Source organism: Bradyrhizobium sp. MI1.11 (assembly GCF_055811255.1).
In genome coordinates this window covers 19,537-41,974 of the sequence record NZ_JBVVPM010000032.1, presented here as the reverse complement: position 1 = coordinate 41,974, position 22,438 = coordinate 19,537, and the positions used below count along the sequence as shown (strand labels likewise).

At 64.8% G+C, this 22,438-nt stretch carries 18 protein-coding genes; 8 read left to right on the top strand and 10 right to left on the bottom strand.

Features of this window, described 5'->3' with window-relative positions; genetic code table 11:
* Window positions 1-11: 11 nt before the first annotated feature.
* The 3 genes from AC0L30_RS27735 to AC0L30_RS27725 all read left to right on the top strand — a co-directional run bounded on the left by AC0L30_RS27735 (window position 12) and on the right by AC0L30_RS27725 (window position 5,945).
* Window positions 12-1,505, top strand: a complete 1,494-nt coding sequence (locus AC0L30_RS27735; protein ID WP_473405660.1) for a sigma-54-dependent transcriptional regulator — start codon at window positions 12-14, stop codon at window positions 1,503-1,505.
* A gap of 347 nt (window positions 1,506-1,852) precedes the next feature.
* Window positions 1,853-4,033, top strand: coding sequence for a L,D-transpeptidase scaffold domain-containing protein (locus tag AC0L30_RS27730; protein ID WP_473405659.1), 2,181 nt, complete (start codon window positions 1,853-1,855; stop codon window positions 4,031-4,033).
* A gap of 289 nt (window positions 4,034-4,322) precedes the next feature.
* Window positions 4,323-5,945, top strand: coding sequence for a peptidoglycan L,D-endopeptidase MepK (locus AC0L30_RS27725; protein ID WP_473405658.1), 1,623 nt, complete (start codon window positions 4,323-4,325; stop codon window positions 5,943-5,945).
* 171 nt (window positions 5,946-6,116) lie between these two features.
* Here the strand turns inward: AC0L30_RS27725 and AC0L30_RS27720 are convergent, their stop codons facing one another.
* Window positions 6,117-6,389: a DUF2312 domain-containing protein gene (locus tag AC0L30_RS27720; RefSeq protein ID WP_007596286.1), complete on the bottom strand. Its 273-nt coding sequence runs from the start codon at window positions 6,387-6,389 to the stop codon at window positions 6,117-6,119.
* A 209-nt stretch (window positions 6,390-6,598) separates the two neighbouring features.
* On the bottom strand, window positions 6,599-6,901 hold the full coding sequence (locus AC0L30_RS27715; RefSeq protein WP_219681696.1) for a DUF1244 domain-containing protein: 303 nt from the start codon (window positions 6,899-6,901) through the stop codon (window positions 6,599-6,601).
* A gap of 179 nt (window positions 6,902-7,080) precedes the next feature.
* On the opposite strand from AC0L30_RS27715, the gene AC0L30_RS27710 reads away from it, so the two are divergent.
* Together AC0L30_RS27710 and pyk are read left to right on the top strand one after the other, a co-directional pair.
* Entirely contained in the window at window positions 7,081-7,674 is a 594-nt protein-coding gene (locus AC0L30_RS27710) for a DUF1036 domain-containing protein (protein ID WP_007596288.1), read from the top strand.
* Window positions 7,671-9,107, top strand: a complete 1,437-nt coding sequence (gene pyk / locus AC0L30_RS27705; RefSeq protein ID WP_007596289.1) for a pyruvate kinase — start codon at window positions 7,671-7,673, stop codon at window positions 9,105-9,107. Before AC0L30_RS27710 ends, pyk begins: the two co-directional genes overlap by 4 nt.
* A gap of 151 nt (window positions 9,108-9,258) precedes the next feature.
* Here the strand turns inward: pyk and AC0L30_RS27700 are convergent, their stop codons facing one another.
* Window positions 9,259-9,939, bottom strand: coding sequence for a TetR/AcrR family transcriptional regulator (locus AC0L30_RS27700; protein ID WP_007596290.1), 681 nt, complete (start codon window positions 9,937-9,939; stop codon window positions 9,259-9,261).
* A gap of 269 nt (window positions 9,940-10,208) precedes the next feature.
* On the opposite strand from AC0L30_RS27700, the gene AC0L30_RS27695 reads away from it, so the two are divergent.
* Window positions 10,209-11,192, top strand: coding sequence for a phosphatase PAP2 family protein (locus tag AC0L30_RS27695; protein WP_473405657.1), 984 nt, complete (start codon window positions 10,209-10,211; stop codon window positions 11,190-11,192).
* Between the two features lie 236 nt (window positions 11,193-11,428).
* Here the strand turns inward: AC0L30_RS27695 and AC0L30_RS27690 are convergent, their stop codons facing one another.
* Entirely contained in the window at window positions 11,429-11,593 is a 165-nt protein-coding gene (locus AC0L30_RS27690) for a Flp family type IVb pilin (protein WP_007596297.1), read from the bottom strand.
* Window positions 11,594-11,891: 298 nt separating this feature from the next.
* Here AC0L30_RS27690 and AC0L30_RS27685 point away from each other — a divergent pair, with 298 nt between their 5' ends.
* Complete coding sequence (locus tag AC0L30_RS27685) at window positions 11,892-13,406, top strand: hypothetical protein (RefSeq protein WP_473405656.1); 1,515 nt, start codon at window positions 11,892-11,894, stop codon at window positions 13,404-13,406.
* Complete coding sequence (locus tag AC0L30_RS27680) at window positions 13,403-14,653, top strand: glycosyltransferase family 87 protein (protein WP_473405655.1); 1,251 nt, start codon at window positions 13,403-13,405, stop codon at window positions 14,651-14,653. Before AC0L30_RS27685 ends, AC0L30_RS27680 begins: the two co-directional genes overlap by 4 nt.
* Before the next feature lie 151 nt (window positions 14,654-14,804).
* Here the strand turns inward: AC0L30_RS27680 and AC0L30_RS27675 are convergent, their stop codons facing one another.
* The 6 genes from AC0L30_RS27675 to AC0L30_RS27650 all read right to left on the bottom strand — a co-directional run bounded on the left by AC0L30_RS27675 (window position 14,805) and on the right by AC0L30_RS27650 (window position 22,369).
* A complete protein-coding gene (locus tag AC0L30_RS27675) occupies window positions 14,805-16,019 on the bottom strand; it encodes an ABC transporter substrate-binding protein (RefSeq protein WP_473405676.1) in 1,215 nt (404 codons plus the stop codon).
* A 288-nt stretch (window positions 16,020-16,307) separates the two neighbouring features.
* Complete coding sequence (gene ftsH, locus AC0L30_RS27670) at window positions 16,308-18,230, bottom strand: ATP-dependent zinc metalloprotease FtsH (protein ID WP_007596301.1); 1,923 nt, start codon at window positions 18,228-18,230, stop codon at window positions 16,308-16,310.
* Window positions 18,231-18,498: 268 nt separating this feature from the next.
* Window positions 18,499-19,554 carry a tRNA lysidine(34) synthetase TilS gene (gene tilS / locus AC0L30_RS27665; RefSeq protein ID WP_473405654.1) on the bottom strand — a complete coding sequence of 352 codons (1,056 nt, stop codon included), beginning with the start codon at window positions 19,552-19,554 and terminating at the stop codon, window positions 18,499-18,501.
* Window positions 19,555-19,630: 76 nt separating this feature from the next.
* On the bottom strand, window positions 19,631-20,683 hold the full coding sequence (ybgF, locus tag AC0L30_RS27660; RefSeq protein WP_473405653.1) for a tol-pal system protein YbgF: 1,053 nt from the start codon (window positions 20,681-20,683) through the stop codon (window positions 19,631-19,633).
* A 187-nt stretch (window positions 20,684-20,870) separates the two neighbouring features.
* Window positions 20,871-21,359, bottom strand: a complete 489-nt coding sequence (pal, locus tag AC0L30_RS27655; RefSeq protein ID WP_007596304.1) for a peptidoglycan-associated lipoprotein Pal — start codon at window positions 21,357-21,359, stop codon at window positions 20,871-20,873.
* Window positions 21,360-21,604: 245 nt separating this feature from the next.
* The gene (locus tag AC0L30_RS27650; RefSeq protein WP_473405652.1) at window positions 21,605-22,369 is read right to left on the bottom strand and encodes an N-acyl amino acid synthase FeeM domain-containing protein; all 765 of its coding nucleotides are present in this window, start codon (window positions 22,367-22,369) and stop codon (window positions 21,605-21,607) included.
* Window positions 22,370-22,438 lie beyond the last annotated feature (69 nt).

Below are 22,438 nucleotides of genomic sequence, written 5' to 3'. Positions count from 1 at the left end.
CGGGGAACACCATGGCTGCCAGTATTTTGATCGCCGACGACGACGCTGTAGCCCGCCGGCTGGTCGACAACATGGTGCAGAAATGCGGCTATGAGACGATCGTGGTGGACTCCGGCGATGCGGCGATCGCCGCCCTCACCGCCCCTGACGCGGCCATCGACGGCGTCATCCTCGATCTCGTGATGCCCGGCCTCGACGGCATGGGCGTCCTGGCGAAAATCCGCGAAGCGGGTCTCAGCATCCCCGTCATCGTGCAGACGGCCCATGGTGGCATCGACAATGTGATCTCGGCGATGCGCGCGGGCGCGGCCGATTTCGTGGTCAAGCCGGTTGGCCTGGAGCGGCTCCAGGTCTCTCTTCGCAACGCGCTCAATTCGTCCGCGCTCAAGGGCGAATTGCAGCGCATCCGCCATAGCCGCGAGGGCCGGCTGACCTTCTCCGACATCATCACCCGCGCCGAGGCGATGGCGGGCGTGATGCGCGCGGCGCAGAAAGCAACAAACTCATCGATCCCGGTGCTGATCGAGGGAGAGTCCGGCGTCGGCAAGGAGATGTTCGCGCGTGCCATTCATGGCAGCGGCGAGCGCAAGGCAAAGCCGTTCGTCGCGGTCAATTGCGGCGCGATTCCCGACAACCTCGTCGAGTCCATCCTGTTCGGTCACGAGAAGGGTGCCTTCACCGGCGCCACCGAACGCCACACCGGCAAGTTCGTCGAAGCCCATGGCGGCACGCTGTTTCTGGACGAGGTCAGCGAGCTGCCGCTGAGCGCGCAGGTCAAGCTGCTTCGCGCGCTCCAGGAAGGCGCGGTCGAGGCGGTCGGCGGCCGCAAACCCGTGAAGGTCGACGTCCGCATCATCTCGGCGACCAACCGCAGGCTGCTTGAGCGGGTCAAGCAGGGCCACTTCCGGGAAGACTTGTTCTATCGCCTGCACGTGCTGCCGCTGACGATCCCCTCGCTGCGCGCCCGGCGCGAGGACATTCCACATCTCCTCAGGCATTTCCTGGCCCGCTTTGCCGCGGAGGAGAACCGCCCCATCACCGGCATCAGCGGCGAGGCTGTTGCGCACCTCGCCCAGCTCGATTGGCCCGGCAACATCCGCCAGCTTGAAAACGCGGTCTACCGCGCCGTGGTGATGAGCGACGGCGACCAGCTTGGCCTTGACGACTTCCCCCTGATCGCCTCGCAGCCGCATCCGGGAACAGACATTCCGACCGCGCCGCTGATGCTGGAGCCGATCGCGGCCCCCTCCGTCGTATCAGGTAATGAAATACCCATCGCGCCGCTGCCCGTGGCGGGTGCGCTCTCCATGCTGACCGCGACCGGCGACGTCCGGCCGCTGGAGGAGATCGAGAACGAGATCATCCGTTTCGCGATCTCGCATTATCGCGGGCAGATGTCGGAGGTCGCCCGCCGCCTCAAAATCGGCCGGTCCACCCTCTACCGCAAACTCGATGAAGCCGGGGTTCCCGGCCATGGCGGCAAAAGCGGCGAGGAGACGCACTGAGCCTGATGCGAACGAAGGTTCGTCCGGGCGCCGCGAGACGACTGTAAGCCATTCGCATGACGACGGAATTCGACTGCGATCTGAACCGTGACTTGGAAGTGACAGACACAGGGAAAAGCGCGTGGCAGAAGCGCACAATCCGTTGCCAAGCGGCTTGCTTGAAGTCAGTTTGTCGTGAGTTGTCCCGGGTAGCGCTGGCCGCGAAATCGGGGCCTGTATATCGTCTGCGTAGGAATCGTTGCGTGCAGGCGTGCAACTTTCGAGAGGCCGGCGCGGTTTAGCCGAAACTCAATAGGCGATAACGAAGCTGTTCCACGGGGGACAGTTCACCCGAGGGGTGCGACACAATGCGTGACTGTTTGAACCACCGTGCAGGCTTTGACCGTGTCTTGATGACGGTCGCGGCGACCTTCCTCACGGTATCGGCCAGCTCAGCCCTGGCGCAGGATCAGGCGCGCAGCAGCGCTGCCGAGCTCGCGATCGAAGCTGCGATCCCGCGCCCCGAACCCGCAAACGTCCCGCCCCCGACCGCATCCGACATCAAGCTCGACACCACCGCCACGGTTCAGGACTCGGCAAAGGAGCCGGTCAAGGAACCCGTGAAGGCCGAAGCCGCTCCCGCGCCGGACAAGGTCGAGACCAAACCTTCCGACGTCGCCACCACGCCCGCCGCCGAGGCGACGAAGAGCGAGACGGCGAAGACTGAGCCTGCCAAGTCCGAACCTGCCAAGGCCGACACGGCGACCCCAACGCCGGCCGCGCCCGCCACCGCTGCTGCCCCGGCCTCGGAGCCGGTGAAGGCCGCGAGCAACGTTCCCGCGGCCGACCAGCCGGTCGCCGACAAGCTCAAGGACATCATCGGCGCCAACGCTTCGCGCTATTTCGACCGTAAGAACGAACGCGCGGCGATCGAGAAGTTTTACGGCGCACGCGACTTCGCACCCGTCTGGACCCAGGCCGGCAGCCTGACCACTGCGGCCAAGGGAGTGATCGCACGGCTGAAGGACGCGGCGTCCGACGGTCTCAATCCCGCCGATTACCCGCTGCCGGACTTCGCAACCGCCACGACACCCGATGCGCTCGCCAATGCCGAGCTCAAGCTCACCGCCAGCATGTTCGACTATGCGCGTCAGGCCCAGAGCGGCCGCATGCACTGGTCGCAGGTCAGCGGCGACATCCTCTACCCCGAGCATCCCGTCGATCCGAACGAGGTGCTCGCCAAGGTCACGACCGCAGCGGACGCCTCCGCGGCGCTCGACAGCTACAATCCGCCGCAGAAGCTCTACAAGGAGCTGAAGGCGAAGCTCGCGGAGCTCCGCGGCCAGGGCAACGGCCCGGTGATCGAGATCGCCGATGGTCCAACGCTGAAATACACGCCGGCCGGCAAGAAGCAGGCTGAAATCGTCGTTGAAGATCCGCGCGTGCCGCAGCTGCGGGCCAAGCTTGGCATCGCCGAGAATGCCAACGATACTCGCTATGACGCGGCAGTCGCAGAAGCCGTGCGCAAATTCCAGAACAGCGCCGAGCTCAAGGCGACCGGCATCCTCGACGACAAGACGGTCAAGGCGATCAACACCCCGAAGCGCGACAAGCAGATCGACGTGGTGCTGGTGAACATGGAGCGCTGGCGCTGGCTGCCGCGCGACCTGGGCGTTCCCTCGCTGGGCGATGCCTACGTCATCCTCAACATTCCCGACTACACGCTGAAGGTGATGCAGCGCGGCCAGCAGGTCTGGACCACCCGCGTCGTCACCGGCAAGCCCGGCACACATGCGACCCCGCTGCTCACCGAGACGATGAAGTACATCACGGTTAATCCGACCTGGAACGTGCCGCCGTCGATCGTCTACAACGAATACCTGCCGGCGCTTCAGCAGGACCCGACCGTGCTCCAGCGCATGGGCCTCAAGCTCGAGCAGAACCGCGATGGTTCGGTCCACATCTCGCAGCCGCCCGGTGAAGCCAATGCGCTCGGCCGCATCCGCTTCAATTTCCCGAACAAGTTCCTGGTCTATCAGCACGACACGCCGGACAAGAACCTGTTCGCCCGGGACGAACGCGCCTTCAGCCACGGCTGCATGCGCGTGCAGAACCCGGATCAGTACGCCTCGGTGCTGCTCAACATCGCGATGCCGAACGAGAAGTACACGCCGGAGCGCGTGCGCAGCATGTACGGCAAGAGCGAGATCGACCTGAAATTCCCGACCCCGATCCCGGTCAACATCACCTATCAGACCGCATTCGTGGACGAGGGCGGCAAGCTGCAATTCCGCAAGGACGTCTATGGCCGCGACGCGACCATGATCAACATCCTGAAGAACGGCCGCGGCAAGGACCTCGAGAACGTCGTCGCGCACTCCCAGCCGAGCTATTCACGCCCGGCAACGACGCTGCCGAACGGCGTGCTGGCGGCCAACAATGGCGGCTCGTCCGGCCCGAACTTCTTCGAGCGGCTGTTCGGAGCGCCGACCCCGCCGCCGGCACCGGTCGGCCGCCGTCCGCAGCAGCAGCGGGTGTTCACCCGCTGAGCTAGGCCCGCTCTGAAGCCTGATTTCCTGAAATTGTGCAATAAAATCAGCGGCCTCATCCTATGGATGGGGTCGCTTAACGTTAACCATTCTCCACCTGACCTCGGGCAGCGGGCGTTTTTTTGCCACACTCACCCGGTTAGGTTCGCGATCTGACTTGGTTTGGGGGCGGGAAGGTCAACCTCGAATTAACCTTCTCGCTTTAACAAAGCGTTCATCCTCTTTCGCGCGCTAACGGGGTTAGCGGGAGAGTCCATTTTGAACGCTCGTCGACTGGGTGGGCTCTAACGTGCTGACTGGAATCGCACGCCAATTCGCTGTGCTGTCGTTGTCCCATGCGGGAGTGAAGGCCGGTTCCAGGATCGGCCTCGCTGCCGTATTGCTGCTTGCTGCCGCGGGTTCAGTTCATGACGCCGCCGCGCTCAACGAGACCAAGACGCTCTCCTTCCACCACACCCATTCCGGCGAAGACCTCACCGTCACCTTCAAGCGTGACGGACGCTACGACGAAACGGCGCTGAAGCAGCTCAACCACTTCCTGCGCGACTGGCGTACCCAGGACGAGACGGTCATGGACCGTCACCTGTTCGACATCCTCTGGGAAGTCTATCGCGACGTCGATGCCAAGCAGCCGATCCAGATCATCTCCTCCTACCGCTCGCCCGCCACCAACGCCATGCTCCGCCGCCGCTCCGCCGGCGTGGCGCGCTTCAGCCAGCACATGCTGGGGCATGCGATGGACTTCTACATCCCGAACGTGCCGCTGGAGCAGATCCGCTTCGCCGGCCTGCGCCTCCAGCGCGGCGGCGTCGGCTTCTACCCGACCTCAGGCTCGCCCTTCGTGCATCTGGACACCGGCAGCATCCGGCACTGGCCGCGCATGACGCATGACCAGCTCGCCAGGGTCTTCCCGGACGGACGCACCGTCCATGTTCCGACCGACGGCACGCCGCTGAAGGGCTATGAGCTTGCCAAGGCCGAGATCGAGCGGCGCGGCAGCGGCGAGGATTCCGGCAACAAGTCGAATTTCTTTGCCAGCCTGTTCAAGGGCAAGCCGGCTCCGGCCGCCACGAGCAACGACGAGGATGACGAGGGCGCGCCCGCTCCGGCCGCGAAGCCTGTCGCGCCGACCGTGGTCGCCGCCGCGACCAAGCCGGCCGATCCGGTGCCGACGCCGCGCGCCAAGCCGTCAGTCGCAGCGACAATTCAGCTCGCCTCGGCCGATGCGCAGATCGTCGCGCTGCCCAAGTCGAAGCCGGCATCCGTGGCTGACAAACCGGCCGCCGGCAAATCCGCTGACGCCAAGCCCGAGACTCCCGCCGATATCATCAATGCCCGTGGCTTCTGGGATGCCCCGGCTGCGCCGCAGCAGGCGACGCCAGCTCAAGTGGCTGCGCTGAAGGCGCGCCAGGCGCTTGCCGCCGCCACCGATCCGCAGCCGACCGCGAGCGTGTCCAGCGCCGCCTATCAGGCCCTGGCCTACGCGCCGGCGTCCGCCTCCCCGGTCGACCGCGCCAATGTCGTCGCCGCCTCCGCGCCGATCCCGCGCTCCGCACGTCCCACCGCCGCGTCGCGTAACCTTGCACCCGCGACCGAGATCAACACGGTGGTCGGCAAGCGCGTCGACGGCATGGTCGCAACCGCGACCCGGCTCTCCGCAGCCAAGGGCGAAAGCATCTGGCTCAAGATCGTGATGCTGTCGCCGAGCGCCAGCCGCGCGATGTCGGTCACGCTGATGGGCGAGCTCGACACGGCCGCAATGCGCGCCTACTTCGTCAAACCGCAATCCGTGATCGCCATGGGTTTTGCCGACGATCCGATGCAGGGCCTGTCCTGCGACAGTTTCTCGGGCACCGCCACCGCCAAGCTCGAGACAACGTCCTTCGTCATGCGGACGGCTTCGCTGCGCTGAGGCTGATAAGCCGCACCGTTACCAAAATCTCTGTCGTCGTCCTGGCGAAAGCCAGGATCCGTACCGCGTGATCCATCTGGCTCACGCGGTACGGATACCAAGCGACGAATTTTCGCCAAACTGCTCCCTGGGATAATGGGTCCTGGCCTTCGCCAGGACACGACACCGGGCTCAGATCATCCCCAGCGCCTGCATGTAGGTCTCGAGAATCGTCTCGGCCTCGGCGCGCTCGTTCGGGTCCTGCTTGCGCATGCGCACGATGGTGCGCAGCGCCTTGACATCGTAGCCGTTGCCCTTGGCCTCGGCGAAGACGTCGCGGATGTCGTCGGAGATCGCCTTCTTCTCTTCCTCCAGCCGCTCGATGCGCTCGATGATGGACTTGAGTTGGTCCTTGGCAAATTTCGTCGCGGGCTCGTCGTCGCGGACGGCGGCGGAGGTGGCCATCTTGGTACTCCCAATGGAACTGGCAAAACGAGGTGACGCCGGCATCCTCACCGCGCGTGCTGGTTAGACCCTTAGGGTTCGGACCTCTCGCGTTCAAGGCAGCATCGCGCTCGTCCACAGCGCGCCCACACCTTCCTGCGGCGGGTCGAAGAAAGCTGTTGTGTGATGCGACTCAAAGGCACCGCACATCGGGCTGCCGGCGAGACCGTTCAGTGCCCGGGATGAACCTTCTTCATGGAATCGAGCTGCTCAGGCGTGGCGGCGCCCTGGTATTTCGACTTCCAGGCCTCGTAGGGCATGCCATAGACGGCTTCCCGGCTCTCGTCCTTGCTCAAGGCGACGCCTTGGGCGTCGGCGGCGTCCTTAAGCCAGTTCGACAGGCAGTTGCGGCAGAAGCCTGCGAGGTTCATCAGGTCGATATTCTGGACGTCTGTCCGCGTCTTCAAATGATCGACCAGGCGCCGGAAAGCGGCAGCCTCGAGTTCCGTTCTGGTTTTGTCGTCGATTGCCATGGCTGGATCCCTCGGCTTTGCGAAATTGGCTGTGACCTGGATGGGTCACCCTTACGAGATCAGGTGGGGCCTGTCACAGATTTTGCCATATCGCGGCGCAAACGGGCGCGAAGCCGGCTTCGGGGCAGTTCCCGGGCCCTACGCCAAATCGTCAATGATCTGATATAGCTTCCGCGACAATGATCGCCGAATCTCCCCGCTCCCCCTTTCGCCTGCTCGCCCGGTTGGTCCCGGTGCTGGTGGTTGGCCTGCTGTGCCTCTGGGCCAGCCCGGCCTCCGCCGATTTCCGGCTTTGCAACAACACATCGAGCCGGGTCGGCATCGCGCTCGGCTACAAGGATGCCGAGGGCTGGACCACCGAAGGCTGGTGGAACATCTCGTCCCGTTCCTGCGAGACCCTGCTGCGGGGAACCTTGGTGGCCCGCTTCTATTACATCTACGCCATCGACTATGACCGCGGCGGCGAATGGTCGGGCCAGGCCTTCATGTGCTCGCGCGACAAGGAGTTCACCATCCGCGGCACCGAGGATTGCCTTGCACGGGGCTATGACCGCACCGGCTATTTCGAGGTCGATACCGGCGAGCAGCGGGCCTGGACGGTGCAGCTCACCGATGCCAACGAGCAGCCGTCAAAACAGCAGCGCGTGCCGGGAATGCCCGGCCCGGTTGGCCCGGGGGTTCCCGGTTTGCCCAATGGCCCGCCCGGTGGTACGCCCCCCGCCGCGCCTGGCCTCCCGCCCGCTCCCTCGCCCCCGTCTGGAAATAAGCCATGAGGCGTCTTCGCCGTATCAAGATTCTCGCGACGCTTGGACCCGCCTCTTCGGACCTTGCGATGATCCGCCGCCTGTTCGAGGCCGGCGCCGACCTGTTCCGCATCAACATGAGCCACACCCCGCATGACAAGATGCGGGAGCTGGTGGCGACGATCCGCAACGTCGAGAGCAGCTATGGCAGGCCGATCGGCATTCTGGTCGACCTCCAGGGCCCAAAGCTCCGGCTCGGCGCCTTCGCCGAAGGCGCGGTCCAACTCCAGAACGGCCAGACCTTCACGCTCGATTCGGACAAGGCACCGGGTGACACAACCCGCGTCCAACTCCCGCATCCGGAGATCCTGGCCGCGCTGCGTCCGGGCCATTCGCTGCTGCTCGACGACGGCAAGGTGCGCCTGATCGCCGAGGAGACCTCGAAAGACCACGCGGTGACGCGCGTCGTGGTCGGCGGCCGGATGTCCGACCGCAAGGGCGTCAGCCTGCCGGACACCGACCTGCCGGTCTCGGCAATGACGCCGAAGGACCGCGCCGACCTCGAAGCGGCGCTGGTCACCGGCGTCGACTGGATCGCGCTGTCCTTCGTGCAGCGCGCGGATGACGTGCTCGAGGCCAAGAAGATGATCCGCGGCCGCGCCGCGGTGATGGCCAAGATCGAGAAGCCGCAGGCGATCGATCGCCTCGCCGACATCATCGACGCCTCCGACGCCCTGATGGTGGCGCGCGGCGACCTCGGCGTCGAGCTGCCGCTGGAACGCGTGCCGAGCCTGCAGAAGCAGATGACGCGCATGGCGCGGCGCGCCGGCAAGCCGGTGGTGATCGCGACCCAGATGCTGGAATCGATGATCCAGTCGCCGGTGCCGACCCGCGCCGAGGTTTCCGACGTCGCCACCGCCGTCTACGAAGGCGCCGACGCCATCATGCTGTCGGCGGAATCGGCGGCCGGCAAATTCCCGGTCGAGGCCGTCTCGACCATGAACCGCATCGGCGAGGAGGTCGAGCGCGACCCGATCTATCGCTCCGTCATCACCGCACAGCGCCCCGCGCCGGAAGCCACCGCCGGCGATGCCATCGCGGACGCCGCGCGGCAGATCGCCGAGACGCTCGACCTGCCGGCCCTGATCTGCTGGACCAGCTCGGGATCGACCGCCGTGCGCGTGGCGCGCGAGCGGCCGAAGCCGCCGATCGTGGCGATCACGCCGAACGTCGCTGCGGGACGCCGGCTGTCGGTGGTCTGGGGCGTGCATTGCGTGGTGGCAGAAGATGCGCGCGACCAGGACGACATGGTGAGCCGCGCCGGCCAGATCGCGTTCCGCGACGGCTTCGTCCGGGCGGGCCAGCGCGTGATCATCGTCGCTGGCGTGCCGCTCGGCATCCCCGGCACCACCAACATGGTGCGCATCGCCTCGGTCGGCCCCGAGGGCGAAGCGAATATTTAGGTCCGCCAGCACGCGGCAAACAAAAATGTCGAAAACAACCCCATGCACAGTAGCAGGCTGGTCCGGCGAATGTGCTGGGGTTTTTCGCAAAAGGCGAATTCGGGCAATGGCCTGGGCGCGATCAGGTCCCTCGGTCGATCAGGCGGACGTTTTAGGCCCCAACCAGCGCTTTCGCGGTCGGCAGCAGCGTCTGCTGCACAACGAGACCCCTGGCGCGGGCGTCCATGACGCCGACCGCGCGGAGCGCCAGCAACGTCACGGTCTGCACGGCATCGCGCATCCTGGCGGGATCTTCGAGATTATCCGGCGCAAGCGGTCCGACCAGGGCTTCGTGCAGGGCGCCGAGCAGCGCGGTGGCGGCGAGCGCGGTGTCCTGCGCCGGCAGGTGCCCGGCGCGCACGGCGGCGTCGATGCGCGAGGCCATCTCACCTGCGATCTCGCGCCGGCTGGCGAGGCGCGAAGCGCTGACATCAACGTCGACCGGCTCGGCCAGGATACCCCACGCGAGCCTGCGCTGCGACAGGGTATGGACCGCTACGGTGGTCACCGCGGCCGCCAGCGCCGAGGACGGCCCCGGCGCCGCATCGGCGGCTCGCCGGATCGCCGTGAGCTCGTCGCGGGAGACTTCGGCGATCAATTCGGAGATCAAATCGGCCTTGGAGGGGAAGTAGCGGTAGACCGTACCCGCAGCGACGCTGGCGCGAACCGCGACCGGCGCAATCTGCACCGCCGCCATCCCGCCTTCCGCCGCCGCCTCCCGCGCCGCCGCCAGTATCGCACTGCGCCGGGCCGCAAGGCGCTTCACCACTTGATGCGTCCGCCGATAAACCATGGCGCGCTTCCTGTCCCACACGCCGGCCGCACGCCCTGCGGCCGAACGCTTCGTCACTGATGTCGCAAATCGCCCCGCAAGGACTGAACAACTATTCAGAGGGGATGACAAGGTGCAAATGCATGAAGCGTCACGCCAAGAAAAGCGCGAGCTCGAACAGCTAAAAACCTCGCGAACTACTTTGGTGAAGGGGTAACCACGATCGTTACCGCCATCTTAAACCTGCTCCGCGACTGTGCTGCGGTATTGCGATCCCACCTCGGTGCAGCATGGTCGACACGGACGCCCGGACCGCCTGGAAGCTCTTCCACCTGAACTGGCTTCCCATCGCAGCCATGGGCAGCCTGCTGGCGCTGGGCCTCCCCTTCACTGGCCTGAGCCTCGAACCGGTCGCCTACGGCGTGACGCTGGCAGTCGCTGCACTCTTGCTCGCGCTGGCCTATGGCCACCGCATCCTCAAAGGCGAGCTTGCCGACCCGAAGCTGCTGTTTTCGCTCGGAACGATCGGACAGATCATTCTCACCTGCGCCATCGTCGGACCGCTCAGCTATGTCGCGGCCAAGCTGAACTGGCCACTGCAGGACCAAGCACTGCTTGCGATCGACCGTGCACTCGGCCTCGATCCCGAACCGATCGCGCGATACGTCAACGACCATCCCTGGCTCGCGGACAGCCTGGCTCGCGGATACGGGCTGATCAAATTGCCGCTGCTCGGCATTCCCGTCGTGCTGGCACTGACGGCGCGCTATATGCGGCTGCAATTGTTCATGCTCGCGATGAGCCTCGCGCTCGCGGTCACCATCGCGATCTCCGCCGTCGTGCCCGCGATCGGCACCTATTGGGGGCTGCAGCTGTCCGCCGCGCATTTTCCCGAAATCAACACCGCGGTCTATGCCGGGCAGTTGCGCGACATCCTCGCGCTTCGCGACGGCAGCCTGCACGAGCTCCGGTTGTTCTTCCTCGCCGGCATTGTCTCGTTTCCGAGCTTCCACGCCGCATCCGCCGTGCTCTACATGTGGGCGCTGTGGCCGGTGCGCGGCGTCGGCGGCATCGCGGCCGCGCTGAATCTGCTGATGATCGCGGCGACACCAGTGATCGGCGCGCACTACATCATCGACGTCGCCGGCGGAATCGCAGTCGCCGCAGCGTCGATCTGGGCGGCGAAATTCTATCTCGAATGGCACGGCCGCGCGCGGCAAACGTCTGCCGCGCCTGCGCCGTCGGCGGTCTGGCAGCCCGGCCTCGCGGAATGACGGGCGGCAAGTTACCTAGGGGGCCGCGCGTAGCGCTGTGCCCATCAGCAACTTTCAATGTTCGATGTTCTCGACAGCGGGAACGTTTCCGCCTGCGCTCTTGGAGCTGAGGCGGACGCTTTGCCGTCCTACAAGCTTGCTACGGCTTCACGATGTCCCGGACCCGGAAATCGTCGACCAAAAGAAAAAGAGCCCCGTCAATGACGGAGCTCTCTCAGTTCGCGATGAGTCCAGCCTTACTTGAGGCTGCTCGAGATCGAGGTGAACTTGGCGTTCAACGTGGTGCCCAGGCTGTTGATGACAGTGATGATCGCCAGCGCGATGCCGGCGGCGATCAGACCGTATTCAATGGCGGTGGCGCCGGATTCATCTTTCGCGAAACGCGCAACGAGGTTCTTCATAAAGAGCTCCAAATGAGTACACGAGGCTACAACTGATCTGGTCTTTTTGGCTTCCCAGCGCCGCTTGACCATGGAACCAAACGTAGTGGCAAAGAATTGCGCCGCAGTTAATTCGACTGCGGAAACACAGAGCGGTTTGCGTGTATTCGCCGATGGTAAACCGAAATCTAAAATGATCCGTTAAATTGTCGAGACATCAAGCCGGCCCGGCACCGCCGGTTTACCCGGAATTATGACCGCCATGGTCCAATGTCGATCGCTCGGCACAACGACAAAAACACCAGGACGACGAGGCGGCATGTCCCTTTCCTTTGCCAACAGCATCACGGTGCAGAGTCGTGCGCGAGCGCTGGTGCCGCTATGCGTCGGTGCGGGCGCCTATCTCTTCTTCCTGTATGTCGGCGACACGCTGCTTCAGGACTCCGACTCGCTCTGGCAGATCAAGATCGGGCAATGGATCCTCGATCACCACGCGCTTCCCTACACCGACTTCTATTCCTTCACGCGGCCGGGGGCGCCCTGGGTTTCGACTTCATGGTTGTCGCAGGTGCTGTTCGCTCTCTCCTACGCGCAATGGGACTGGGCCGGCCCGGTGATCCTCACCGCACTTGCTGTCGCATTGTCGGCGGCGATCCTGGTCGGTCTGATCGAGGCCCATCTGGAAATTCCGCGCGCGGTCCTGTTCGCGATGTTCGCGCTGTTGCTATCGCTGCACCATATTCTGGCGCGGCCGCACATGCTGGCGCTGCCCGTGATGATCGCGTGGGTCGGCGTGTTGATGGCCGCAGCCGACCGCAAGGGCGCCCCGTCATGGTACTGGCTGCCGCTGATGTCGCTGTGGTCGAACCTACATGGCGGCTTCGTGCTGGGCCTGGCGCTGATCGGCCCGATGTCGTTTGTGGCGCTCTGGGGCATGGAGTCCAGCAAGCAGGTCCGGCTGCTGTCGCGCTGGTTCCTGTTCGGTGTTGCGGCACTCGCCGCAAGCTGCGTCACGCCCTATGGCTGGCGCACATTGCTCGGCGCGATCAACATCCTCAATCTCGGCGAGTTGCTGACGGTCATCTCCGAATGGTCGCCCGCGAGCTTCGCATCCTTCAACGCATTCGAAGGCGCGCTGTTCGGCCTGATTGCGATCGGGCTGTATCGCGGCCTGACGCTCTCGCCGCCGCGTATTCTTCTGATCCTGCTTCTGACCTGGATGGCGCTCACCCACGTCAGGAGCATCGAGGCCTTTGCCTTCCTGGTACCGCTGGTGCTGGCCAAGCCCCTCGGCGAACGGACTGCGCTGCTACAGCCTGGCACGCAGGGCGGCGAGAGTTGGACCGCCCGCTACGTCACCGCAACCGGTGCGCTGATGATCGTGGCCGCCGGCTGGACCTCGACCTCACTTTACATGGCGCATCACCGCTTCACCTTCACGATGGATCAGACACCGGTCGCTGCCGTCGATCTGCTCGAGAAACGCCAGGCGCAGCGCATCTTCAACGCCTACCAGTTCGGCGGCTATCTGATCTCGCGCGACATCCCTGTCTTCATCGACGGCCGCGCCGAGCTCTACGGCGAAACCTTCGCCATGGACGTCTTCAAGGCCGTGGAGCTCAAGAAGCTCGACACCCTGACGCGACTGCTCGACGCGTACAAGATCGACGCCACGCTCATGGTCGCGGACGCGCCGGCCGCCCAGGTGCTGGACCACATCAAGGGCTGGAAGCGGCTCTACGCCGACAACATCGCCGTGATCCACGTGCGAAGCGGCGGCACAGAGGCCGGGGCGACGCCGGAAGCGGAGTCCTCGAAGGAAGCCGTCAAGTGAGCGCGTCCGCTCAACAGCAGATATCCGGTCCATCGCGCCGCTGGATCGGAATTCCCCTCGTGATGTTGCCAGCGTTTTCGATCGCAACGCTCTTCGGCTGGGGCGTCCTGATCTCCACCTTCACCCATCCCGGCTGGATCGGGCTGAACCACGTCGCGCCCGGCACCGACTGGATGGTGTTTTACGGCGCCGTCAGATCGTTGCTCGCCGGCAATCTTGCGCTGGTCATCGACGGTGAGGCGTTCACGGCCTATCTCAACCAGTCGTTCGCATCATGGCTCTCGGTCCCTCTGGAGTTCCGTCCATGGTTCTATCCGCCCGGCTTCCTCGTTCTGCTGCTGCCATTCGCGCCGCTTGGCTTCATCGGCTCCTATGTCGCATTCCAGGCCGCGACCGCAGGCTTCCTGGGCTGGGCGCTTCGCAACCGGGCCGATCAGCCGCAACTGACGCCCTACATCATCGCGGCCGTGCTGGTCTCGCCATCGGCATCTCTCAACCTGGCCGATGGACAATGCGCTTTTCTCGTTGCCGCACTGCTGGTCACGGGCGTCAGGCTGCTCGGACCGCGACCGCTCCTGGCCGGGGCAATCCTCGGGCTGCTGAGTTTCAAGCCGCAATTCTTCCTGCTCGTCGCCTTCGCGCTGGTGGGGTCGCGCCGTTATGGCAGCCTGTGCGCTGCTGCATGCTCGGCATTCGCATTGGCGGCTGCAAGTGCCATGATTTTTGGCGTCGAATTGTGGCTTTGGTGGATACCGCAGGCGTACAACAATCTGGTCCGCCCCGACGCGAAATGGCTCGCCTATGGCCGCATCTGGGGTCACAGCGTATGGGCCTGCGCAATGCTGCTGGGCCTGCCGGAGCGGCTGGCCTCCATCCTTCAGCTGGCCGCGATCCTTTCGAGCGCGGCGGCGACGTTCGCGGCCTTTCGCTCCTCGCTCAGCACCAACAACAAGCTGATCGTACTGCTTGCGGCAACCGTGCTGGCGGCCCCGCATTCGGGCCCTTATGACGCGACGCTGCTGACGGTCGCCGTCGTGCTGTGGCTTGCCGCATCGATCGATGCTCCACGCTTTCGCGACTGGCTGATCGGGCTCGGCATCTGGATGGTGCCGTTGCTCAGCCCGGCGGTGTATATTCCGGCGGGACGACTATCGCCGCTCCTCATCGTCGCTCTCATTGGCGTCGTCTTCGGCGCGTTGCGCGGTCCGGCAGGGTCTGGCGAGCCGGCAATGTCGCCGCATTCCTGAATCCAATCTGCGGCTGGCGATGGGGACGCCGAAGTGATGAGTAGCGGACAGGACATGCATTCGCGGGCAGATCGGACTTATCGGTAGGGAGAGATGATCCCCGTTCTGGACTCGCATCGGCCCGATCAAAAAGCCGATCCCTCATCAATCATCAATTGCCCGTCTGCAGTTCGCCGAATCTATCCCAGCTCTTGCCGTTGAAGCGCATGAACTGCATCTGGTCGACCGGGACATGGTCGGTCGTGCCGGTGTTGACCTTGATGCCGGGCAGCAGCATCGGCAATTCGAGATCGCGAATTGCAAAAGCCTGCTTGAGGATGTTCTCGGTCGACAGATCATTGCCGCAGGCTTTCAGCACAGCCTCCAGCGCCATCGCACTGTTGTAGGCGTTGACATAATTGGTGTCGTGCTGGTCGGCCTCCGGCAAATATTTGGTCATGAACTCGCGCCAGCCCCTGACGCCGGAATCGTCCTTCCAGGCGGGATCGTCGGGGTCCTTCACGTAAGCGGTGGAGAGGATGCCGGTGCCGGCTTCCAGTCCCGCAGGCTCCATCACCGTCGAAACCCACACCGCAACGTTTGACAGGAACGTCATGGGTCGCCAGCCGATCTCGAAGGATTTGCGGATCGCTTGCGCCGCGAATTTCGGCGTCGCCGCGATCACGAATACATCGGCGCCCGAGGCCTTGAGCTTCACGATCTGGGAATCGATGGTCGGGTCCTGGATCTCGTAGGTCGCGCCGGTGACCACTGTATCGTATTTCTCGCCGAGCACGTCCTTCAGCCCGGCGAGATAATCGCGGCCGTAATCGTCGTTCTGCGAGATAACGGCGAACTTCGCGTTCGGATTCTTCGCCAGCGCGTAACGCGCATAGAGCCGCGCTTCGTAGCGGAACGGCGCCTGCACGCCCATCGTTGCCTGCGGATATTGTGCGACGTCGGCGAATTTCGAGGCGCCGGAGCCGATGAAGAGCTGCGGCACGTTCTTGGACTGGAGGTATTTCGCGATCGCCGTGTTGTGGGCGGTACCGATCGAGGAGAAGATCAGCGCGACCTCGTCGCTCTCCACCAGCCTGCGGGTCTGCTCGACTGATTTCGGCGGCGCATAGCTGTCGTCGAACGAGATCAGATTGACCTTGCGGCCGTTGATGCCGCCCTTCTCGTTCAGCATCTTGAAATAGCCGACCTCGCCCTTGCCGAGCGCCCCGAAGGCCGACACCGGCCCGCTGTAGGGCATGGTCTGGCCGATCTTGATCTCGGTCGCGGTGACGCCGCGCATTTCGGCGGCGGCGGATGGAGCGGACGGGAATGAGACTATCAGGAACGAAACGGCGCCAAGCGCGCCCAATGTCCTCGCAAAGCGCATCGACTTGCCCTCCCCTTTGTCTCCGCGGTCGAGCCGCGCCTTAATTGGGAAGAGCATGCCACGACTTCACCGCAGACTCCAATCGCGATGAGTCGCGGGGTCGGAGAGCGAGTAAAGGTAAGGGTGCCACCAATGGCGGCACCCATAGATGGTCGGCACTGCGCAAGGGCGGCTTTGCGCACATACCTGTTCGTCGCGAGATGCTCAGTTGCCCACGTTCGAAAAGCACCACGCAACAAAAAACGCGGCGCTTCCGCCGCGTTTTTCAATTCAATCTGCCGTGCGCGGTTACGCCTGCGGCTGCGGCTCCAGGCCGGGATCCGGATCGGGTCGCGGGCGCGACTTGCCGGCCGGCGGCACGGCCGAGGCGCGCGGGGTGGTCGGCTCGAGCACGGATTCGCGGTTCGGCTTCTTGCCCTTGAGCAGGTCGATGATCTCGTCGCCGGAGAGCGTCTCGAATTCGAGCAGGCCCTTGGCGAGAGCTTCAAGATCGGCGCGCTTCTCGGTGAGAATACGCGTCGCTTCGTTGTAGCCTTCTTCGACGAAACGCCGGATCTCGGTGTCGATCTTCTGAACCGTCGCTTCCGATGCGTTCTGGGTGCGCGACACCGACATGCCCAGGAAAACCTCGTCCTGGTTCTCGCCATAGGACACGGTGCCGAGCGCCTCGGACAGGCCCCAGCGCGTCACCATCATGCGCGCAAGACGCGTCGCCTGCTCGATGTCCGACGACGCACCCGAAGTCACCTTCTCGCGGCCGAAGATCAGCTCTTCGGCGACGCGGCCACCCATCATGATGGCAAGGCGCGAGGTCATCTGCTCCAGCGACATCGACAGCTTGTCGCGCTCGGGCAGCTGCATGACCATACCCAACGCACGACCGCGCGGAATGATGGTCGCCTTGTGGATCGGATCGGTCGCAACGACGTTGAGGCCGACGATGGCGTGGCCGCCCTCGTGATAGGCCGTCAGAAGCTTCTCTTCCTCGGTCATGACGAGCGACTTGCGCTCGGCGCCCATCATCACCTTGTCCTTGGCTTCCTCGAACTCGGCCTGGGTCACCATCCGCTTGTTGCGGCGGGCGGCGGTGAGCGCAGCTTCGTTGACGAGGTTCATCAGGTCGGCGCCGGAGAAGCCCGGGGTGCCGCGCGCGATCGTCTTGAGGTTGATATCCGGCGCCAGCGGCACCTTGCGGACGTGGACCTTGAGGATCTGCTCGCGGCCGACGACGTCCGGGTTGGGCACCACGACCTGACGGTCGAAGCGGCCGGGACGCAGCAGCGCGGGGTCGAGCACGTCGGGACGGTTGGTCGCGGCGATCAGGATCACGCCCTCGTTGGCCTCGAAGCCGTCCATCTCGACCAGCAACTGGTTCAGCGTCTGCTCGCGCTCGTCATTGCCGCCGCCGAGGCCGGCGCCACGGTGACGACCGACGGCGTCGATTTCGTCGATGAAGATGATGCAGGGCGCGTTCTTTTTGGCCTGCTCGAACATGTCGCGGACGCGGGAAGCGCCAACGCCGACGAACATCTCGACGAAGTCCGAACCCGAAATGGTGAAGAACGGCACGTTGGCTTCGCCCGCGACCGCACGCGCGATCAGGGTCTTGCCGGTGCCGGGAGGTCCGACCAGCAGCACGCCGCGCGGAATGCGGCCGCCTAGGCGCTGGAATTTGCCGGGGTCGCGCAGGAATTCGACGATCTCCTGCAGGTCCTGCTTGGCTTCGTCGACGCCCGCGACGTCCTCGAAGGTGACGCGGCCATGCGCTTCAGTCAGCATTTTTGCGCGCGACTTGCCGAAGCCCATCGCCTTGCCGGCGCCGCCCTGCATCTGCCGCGACAGGAAGATCCACACGCCGATCAGCGCGATGAAGGGCAGCCACGAGACCAGCAGCGAGACGAACCACGGCACGTTGTCGCCGGGCGGCTTCGCGGTGATCTGCACCTTGCTGTCATAGAGGCGCTTCACGAGCGTCGGATCGCTCGGCGCATAGGTCTGGAAGCTCGAGCCGTTGGTGAAGGTGCCGTGAATGTCCGGCCCCTGGATTACGACGTCGCGCACATTGCCGCGGTCAACCTCGCTCAACAGCTGGGAGAAAGCGATGTCCTGCGAGGAGGCGCGCTGACCCGGATTCTGGAAGAGCGTGAACAACGCCAACAGCAGCAGGACAATGATGACCCAGAGGGCGAAATTGCGCAGATTGGCGTTCATCGATCTTCCTTCGTGGTCGCGCGGATCGCGGCCTGATCCTCGGGCAGTTACTTTAAGCCGTACGAGGAAATCCCAAGGAATCCTCTCGGTTAGACGCATTACAATTTAGGTGCCGCCCCGGTCGCTGCCAAGGGAACGAGATGGGACTATTTATCCCATCTTAGAGCGATTCCCGCTGAAATAATGGCGCCCGGACAGGGGTTTTTCCCGCCTGGTTAAGGTGACCTGACGTCGCGCCGCCGAAACGGCTGGTGTCATGGTCCGCGGCTTAGCTCCCCTTGCGCCGCCGCGCCGGCGCCGGCGCGATGTGGATACGCCCCCCGGCAAGGCTGATCAAGGCTCCCGCAAGGGTCTGCTTCACCACCGGCCGGCCATTTGCAGCCGTACTTCCCGCCGCCATGGCCTGATCGAGCACGGCCAGGAGAGATTCGACCTTGCCGAGTTCCGCTGGTCCCTCATGCCCGAACGCGTTGATGGCCCGCAGCAGGATCCGCAGCCGGACCTCCTCCGGCAGGGCGGCAAACACGGGGGCCTCGAAGCTTCGAACGCCGGCCTGCGGCGCATCGCCGCGATCCCGCAAACGGAGGAAGCGCTCGGCTCCATCGGTCAGCACCTCGACGGCCGCATTGGCGCGCGCCAGCCTTGCCGCGAGCCGAGCCAGGCTGCGGGCATCACCGCCCTCCCCCGCGAGCTGCGGCAGCAGCGCACGCAGCCGCGGCCGGGTGAAGGCAGCGTCGTGGTTGGTGGGATCGTCGGCAAAGCCGATCTTCGCCCGCTTCAAGGTCGCGATCAGCTGCGACTTCGGAACGTCGAGCAGTGGACGCGCAAGGATGACGCCGTCGCGCTCGGTGAGACGGGCCATCGCCGACAGCCCGGCTAATCCGCTGCCGCGGAGAAGACGCATCAACAGGGTCTCGGCCTGGTCGTCTCGGGTGTGGGCGGTCAGCACGTGGCTCGCGCCGGCGACACGTGCGGCCTGCACCAGCAGGCGGTAGCGGGCTTCGCGCGCGGCGGCCGGCAGTCCCGTTTTCGGCTTTGCCCCGCGCCAGCGCACGGTCCGGTGCGGCAAGCCAAGCCCGGTCGCGAGATGCTTGACCTCGCGCGCCTCGCGCGCCGCCTCCGGCCGCAAGCCGTGGTCGATGGTGACGACGGTGAGACGCGGGCCGCGCGCGAGGCTACGGTGCCAGCGCGCCGCAAGCCACATCAGCGCCACCGAGTCGGGTCCGCCGGAGACCGCGAGCAACAGTCCCCGCGCGCCTTTCAGGCCTGCGAAGAGGAGCTTGGCCTCACGCGCCGAGATCGGTGAATTATCGTCGTCTGACATGACGCTGCAATCGTCCGCGGATGGACCGAATGTTTAGCGCAGCGCCATCAATCTTGTCAGGACCAATCGCCGCCGGTCAGCACTTCACCCGCTTCTGCTCGCGGTCAACCGCGGCTTTGACGCCGGCCGAAGCGCGCGGATATTTGCGGCCGACTTCGCCGAAGGCGGCGCATGCGGCCTCCTTCTCCTTCAGCGCGGCCAGCGACTGGCCGAGCCGCAGCAGGGCATCCGGCGCCTTGGCGGATTTGTCGTATTTGGTGGTGACGGCGAGGAAGGCTTCCGCGGAGTCGCGATATTGCTGGCGCTGGAAATAGCTCTCGCCGAGCCAGTATTGGGCGTCGCCGAGCAGCGGGTCGCTCGGATATTTCTGCGAGAAATTCTTCATGGTCTGCTCGGCCAGCGCATAGTCCTTGCGCTGCATGTAGCCGATGCCGAGATCGAATTCGTCGCGCGGCGTTGCCGAGGGCGGCAGGGTTGTCAGCGCCGGAGCACCTGCCGGCGCGGGAGAGCCGGATGGGGCCGGCGGATAGCCGGGCTGCGCTGCCGGCGGCACGCCTTGCTGGTAGCGCGGACCGGTGTTGGCGAGATCGAGCGGCTCGCCGGCGCCACGGCCGCCGGGTGCGCCGCTCGGGGCACCTGCGGGCATCGGTTGCTGCCCGCCGCCGAGCGCGCGTGGCGCACCCGGCGCATTCGGGCTCTGGTTCGGGTCGAAGGCGTCGCCGCGGCGGCGCGTGCCCGGCGCGCCGGGCGCAGGCTGCTCCTGAACGATCGGCGCCGGAGAGGCGATCTGCGGCTGCTCGTAATTCGGCTGGGCCGCTTGCTGGTGCGGCGGCTGGCGATAGGCCGGCGCGGCTTGCGCGGGCGGCATGGCCGCGACATTGGGCTGGACCGGCGCCTGGCCGGGCGCAGCTTGCGCGCCGCCCTCGAGCGCTCGCAGCCGCTCTTCGAGCTGGCGGTTGCGATATTGCAGCTCTTCGTTCTGGCCGGTGAGCTGGCGCAGCTGATTCTCCAGCCGCTCGATCCGCATCTCGGGATCTGCATCGTCCGATTGTGCGAGGGCGGGCGAGCACAAAGAGAGCAGCGCGGCGATCGCCACGGTGCCGGTGAAAACCTTAAATCTGGATGACATCTTGCCCTGACGACGAAAGCGAAATGGCCTGCGACCGAACATTCGACGCGCCACACATTGAAGGGGAGTACGCCAAAACTGTGACTGTAACAAACGGGTTTCCGTCACAGATCGCTGAAACGAAACCGGCGCCCGAGAGGGCGCCGGCATAATCGGTTTCTGAAGATGAACGGCGCCTGACCGATCGTCAGGAGCTCGCGTTCAGAACGGTGACGGCGCGGCGGTTCTGCGACCAGCAGGAGATGTCGTTGCAAACGGCCACCGGCCGCTCCTTGCCGTACGAGATCGTTCGCATGCGGTTCGGATCGATGCCGCGCGAGGCGAGGAACGAACGGACCGACTGGGCACGGCGGGCGCCGAGCGCGATATTGTATTCGCGGGTGCCGCGTTCGTCGGCATGACCTTCGACGGTGAAGCTGTAGCGCGGATAGCTCTGGAGCCACTGCGCCTGCTTCTCCAGAGTCACGATCGCCTGCGGGGTCAGATCGGTCTGGTCGCTTTCGAAGAACACGCGGTCGCCGACATTGACGACGAAGTCTTGCTGGCTGCCCGGCGTCGCCGCGTTGGCCATCGCATCCGTGGCAGCGTTCTTGTTGGCACAGGCCCCCATCGACAACGCGACGGCAAGCACCGCGGCCAGCTTCAATCCCTGGAGGATGCGCATAGGATGTTTCATTCCGGAGCCTCCACGCTCACGTTTCGTCCACTGCTGTCCGGTCTACAGGGGGTTGGTTAAGCGAACGTTCCGTCAACCTTGATGGAACCTTGCCACAGCCGGTCAAATGCCCCCAACCAGCGAAAAGCAACCGTCATGGTTAATGGGTTGTAAATGTGGCGCGATGGTGAAGGCAAGCCGCGCCGACCGGCAAAAACCGCGGGCTTTGCTGGAATTTTAGGCTCGTCGTGTGGAGACCCTAGCGCCTAGCGGGCAGAACCCGTTGCCGAGGCGGCTACGTCCGGGGTCCGCTGCGTGGCGAGCGACACGGGGCGCGGGGCCGCCTGGCGCGGGCCGCTGCGTTGAAACAACATGCGCCGCTCAAAAGCGCTGGAGCGCATGATCGGAAAGCGCGTCAGGACCTTTTCCCGCTGGTTGCGGAAATCGGACGCCATCAGCACGGCCTTCTTGGTGGGCCAGCCCGGAAACCCGCGCGGCTCCGGTGAAATGGTCTCGTGCAGGAAGATGCGACGATAGAACGCCTGATGATCGGTCCGGATCATGGCCAGCCCGGTGTCGGCGTTGAAATGATCGCAAGCCACAAAAGCCAGCCGCACCGTCAGATAGGGCAGCTCCGGAAAACGCTGGTGCTTTTCGGGATCGGCAACAAACCGGCACGGATCGACGAGGACTTCGCCGCGGTCGAGCCGGGGATGCAGGACGTCGCCAAACACTTCGGTCGTGTAGGACATTCGCCAGTCGGACGTCAGGACGTGAATGCGAACGGAGCTGCAGAGCTCTCCATCGACATAGACCCCGAAATTCCAGGTGTTGGGCGCATCGTCGAAGCGATCGGTCACGCGCCGCGACTCCGACGGCTCGATCAGTCCGGCGTGCAGATAGGCCCGGTACCGCATCAGATAGAGGTTGTCGCGGTCCTCAGGAGTTTCGATCAGGCGGTAATCGATGCGGTCAAACAGAGCGGCTCCCCGCGGAAGGAGCACCGTTTGCGGTTCAGCCCCAGACGTCATCCAGTACCCCTACACTCCAAAGCAACTTCTGCGAGTGTGACGAGATTAATGGTTCATTAACGGAATTGC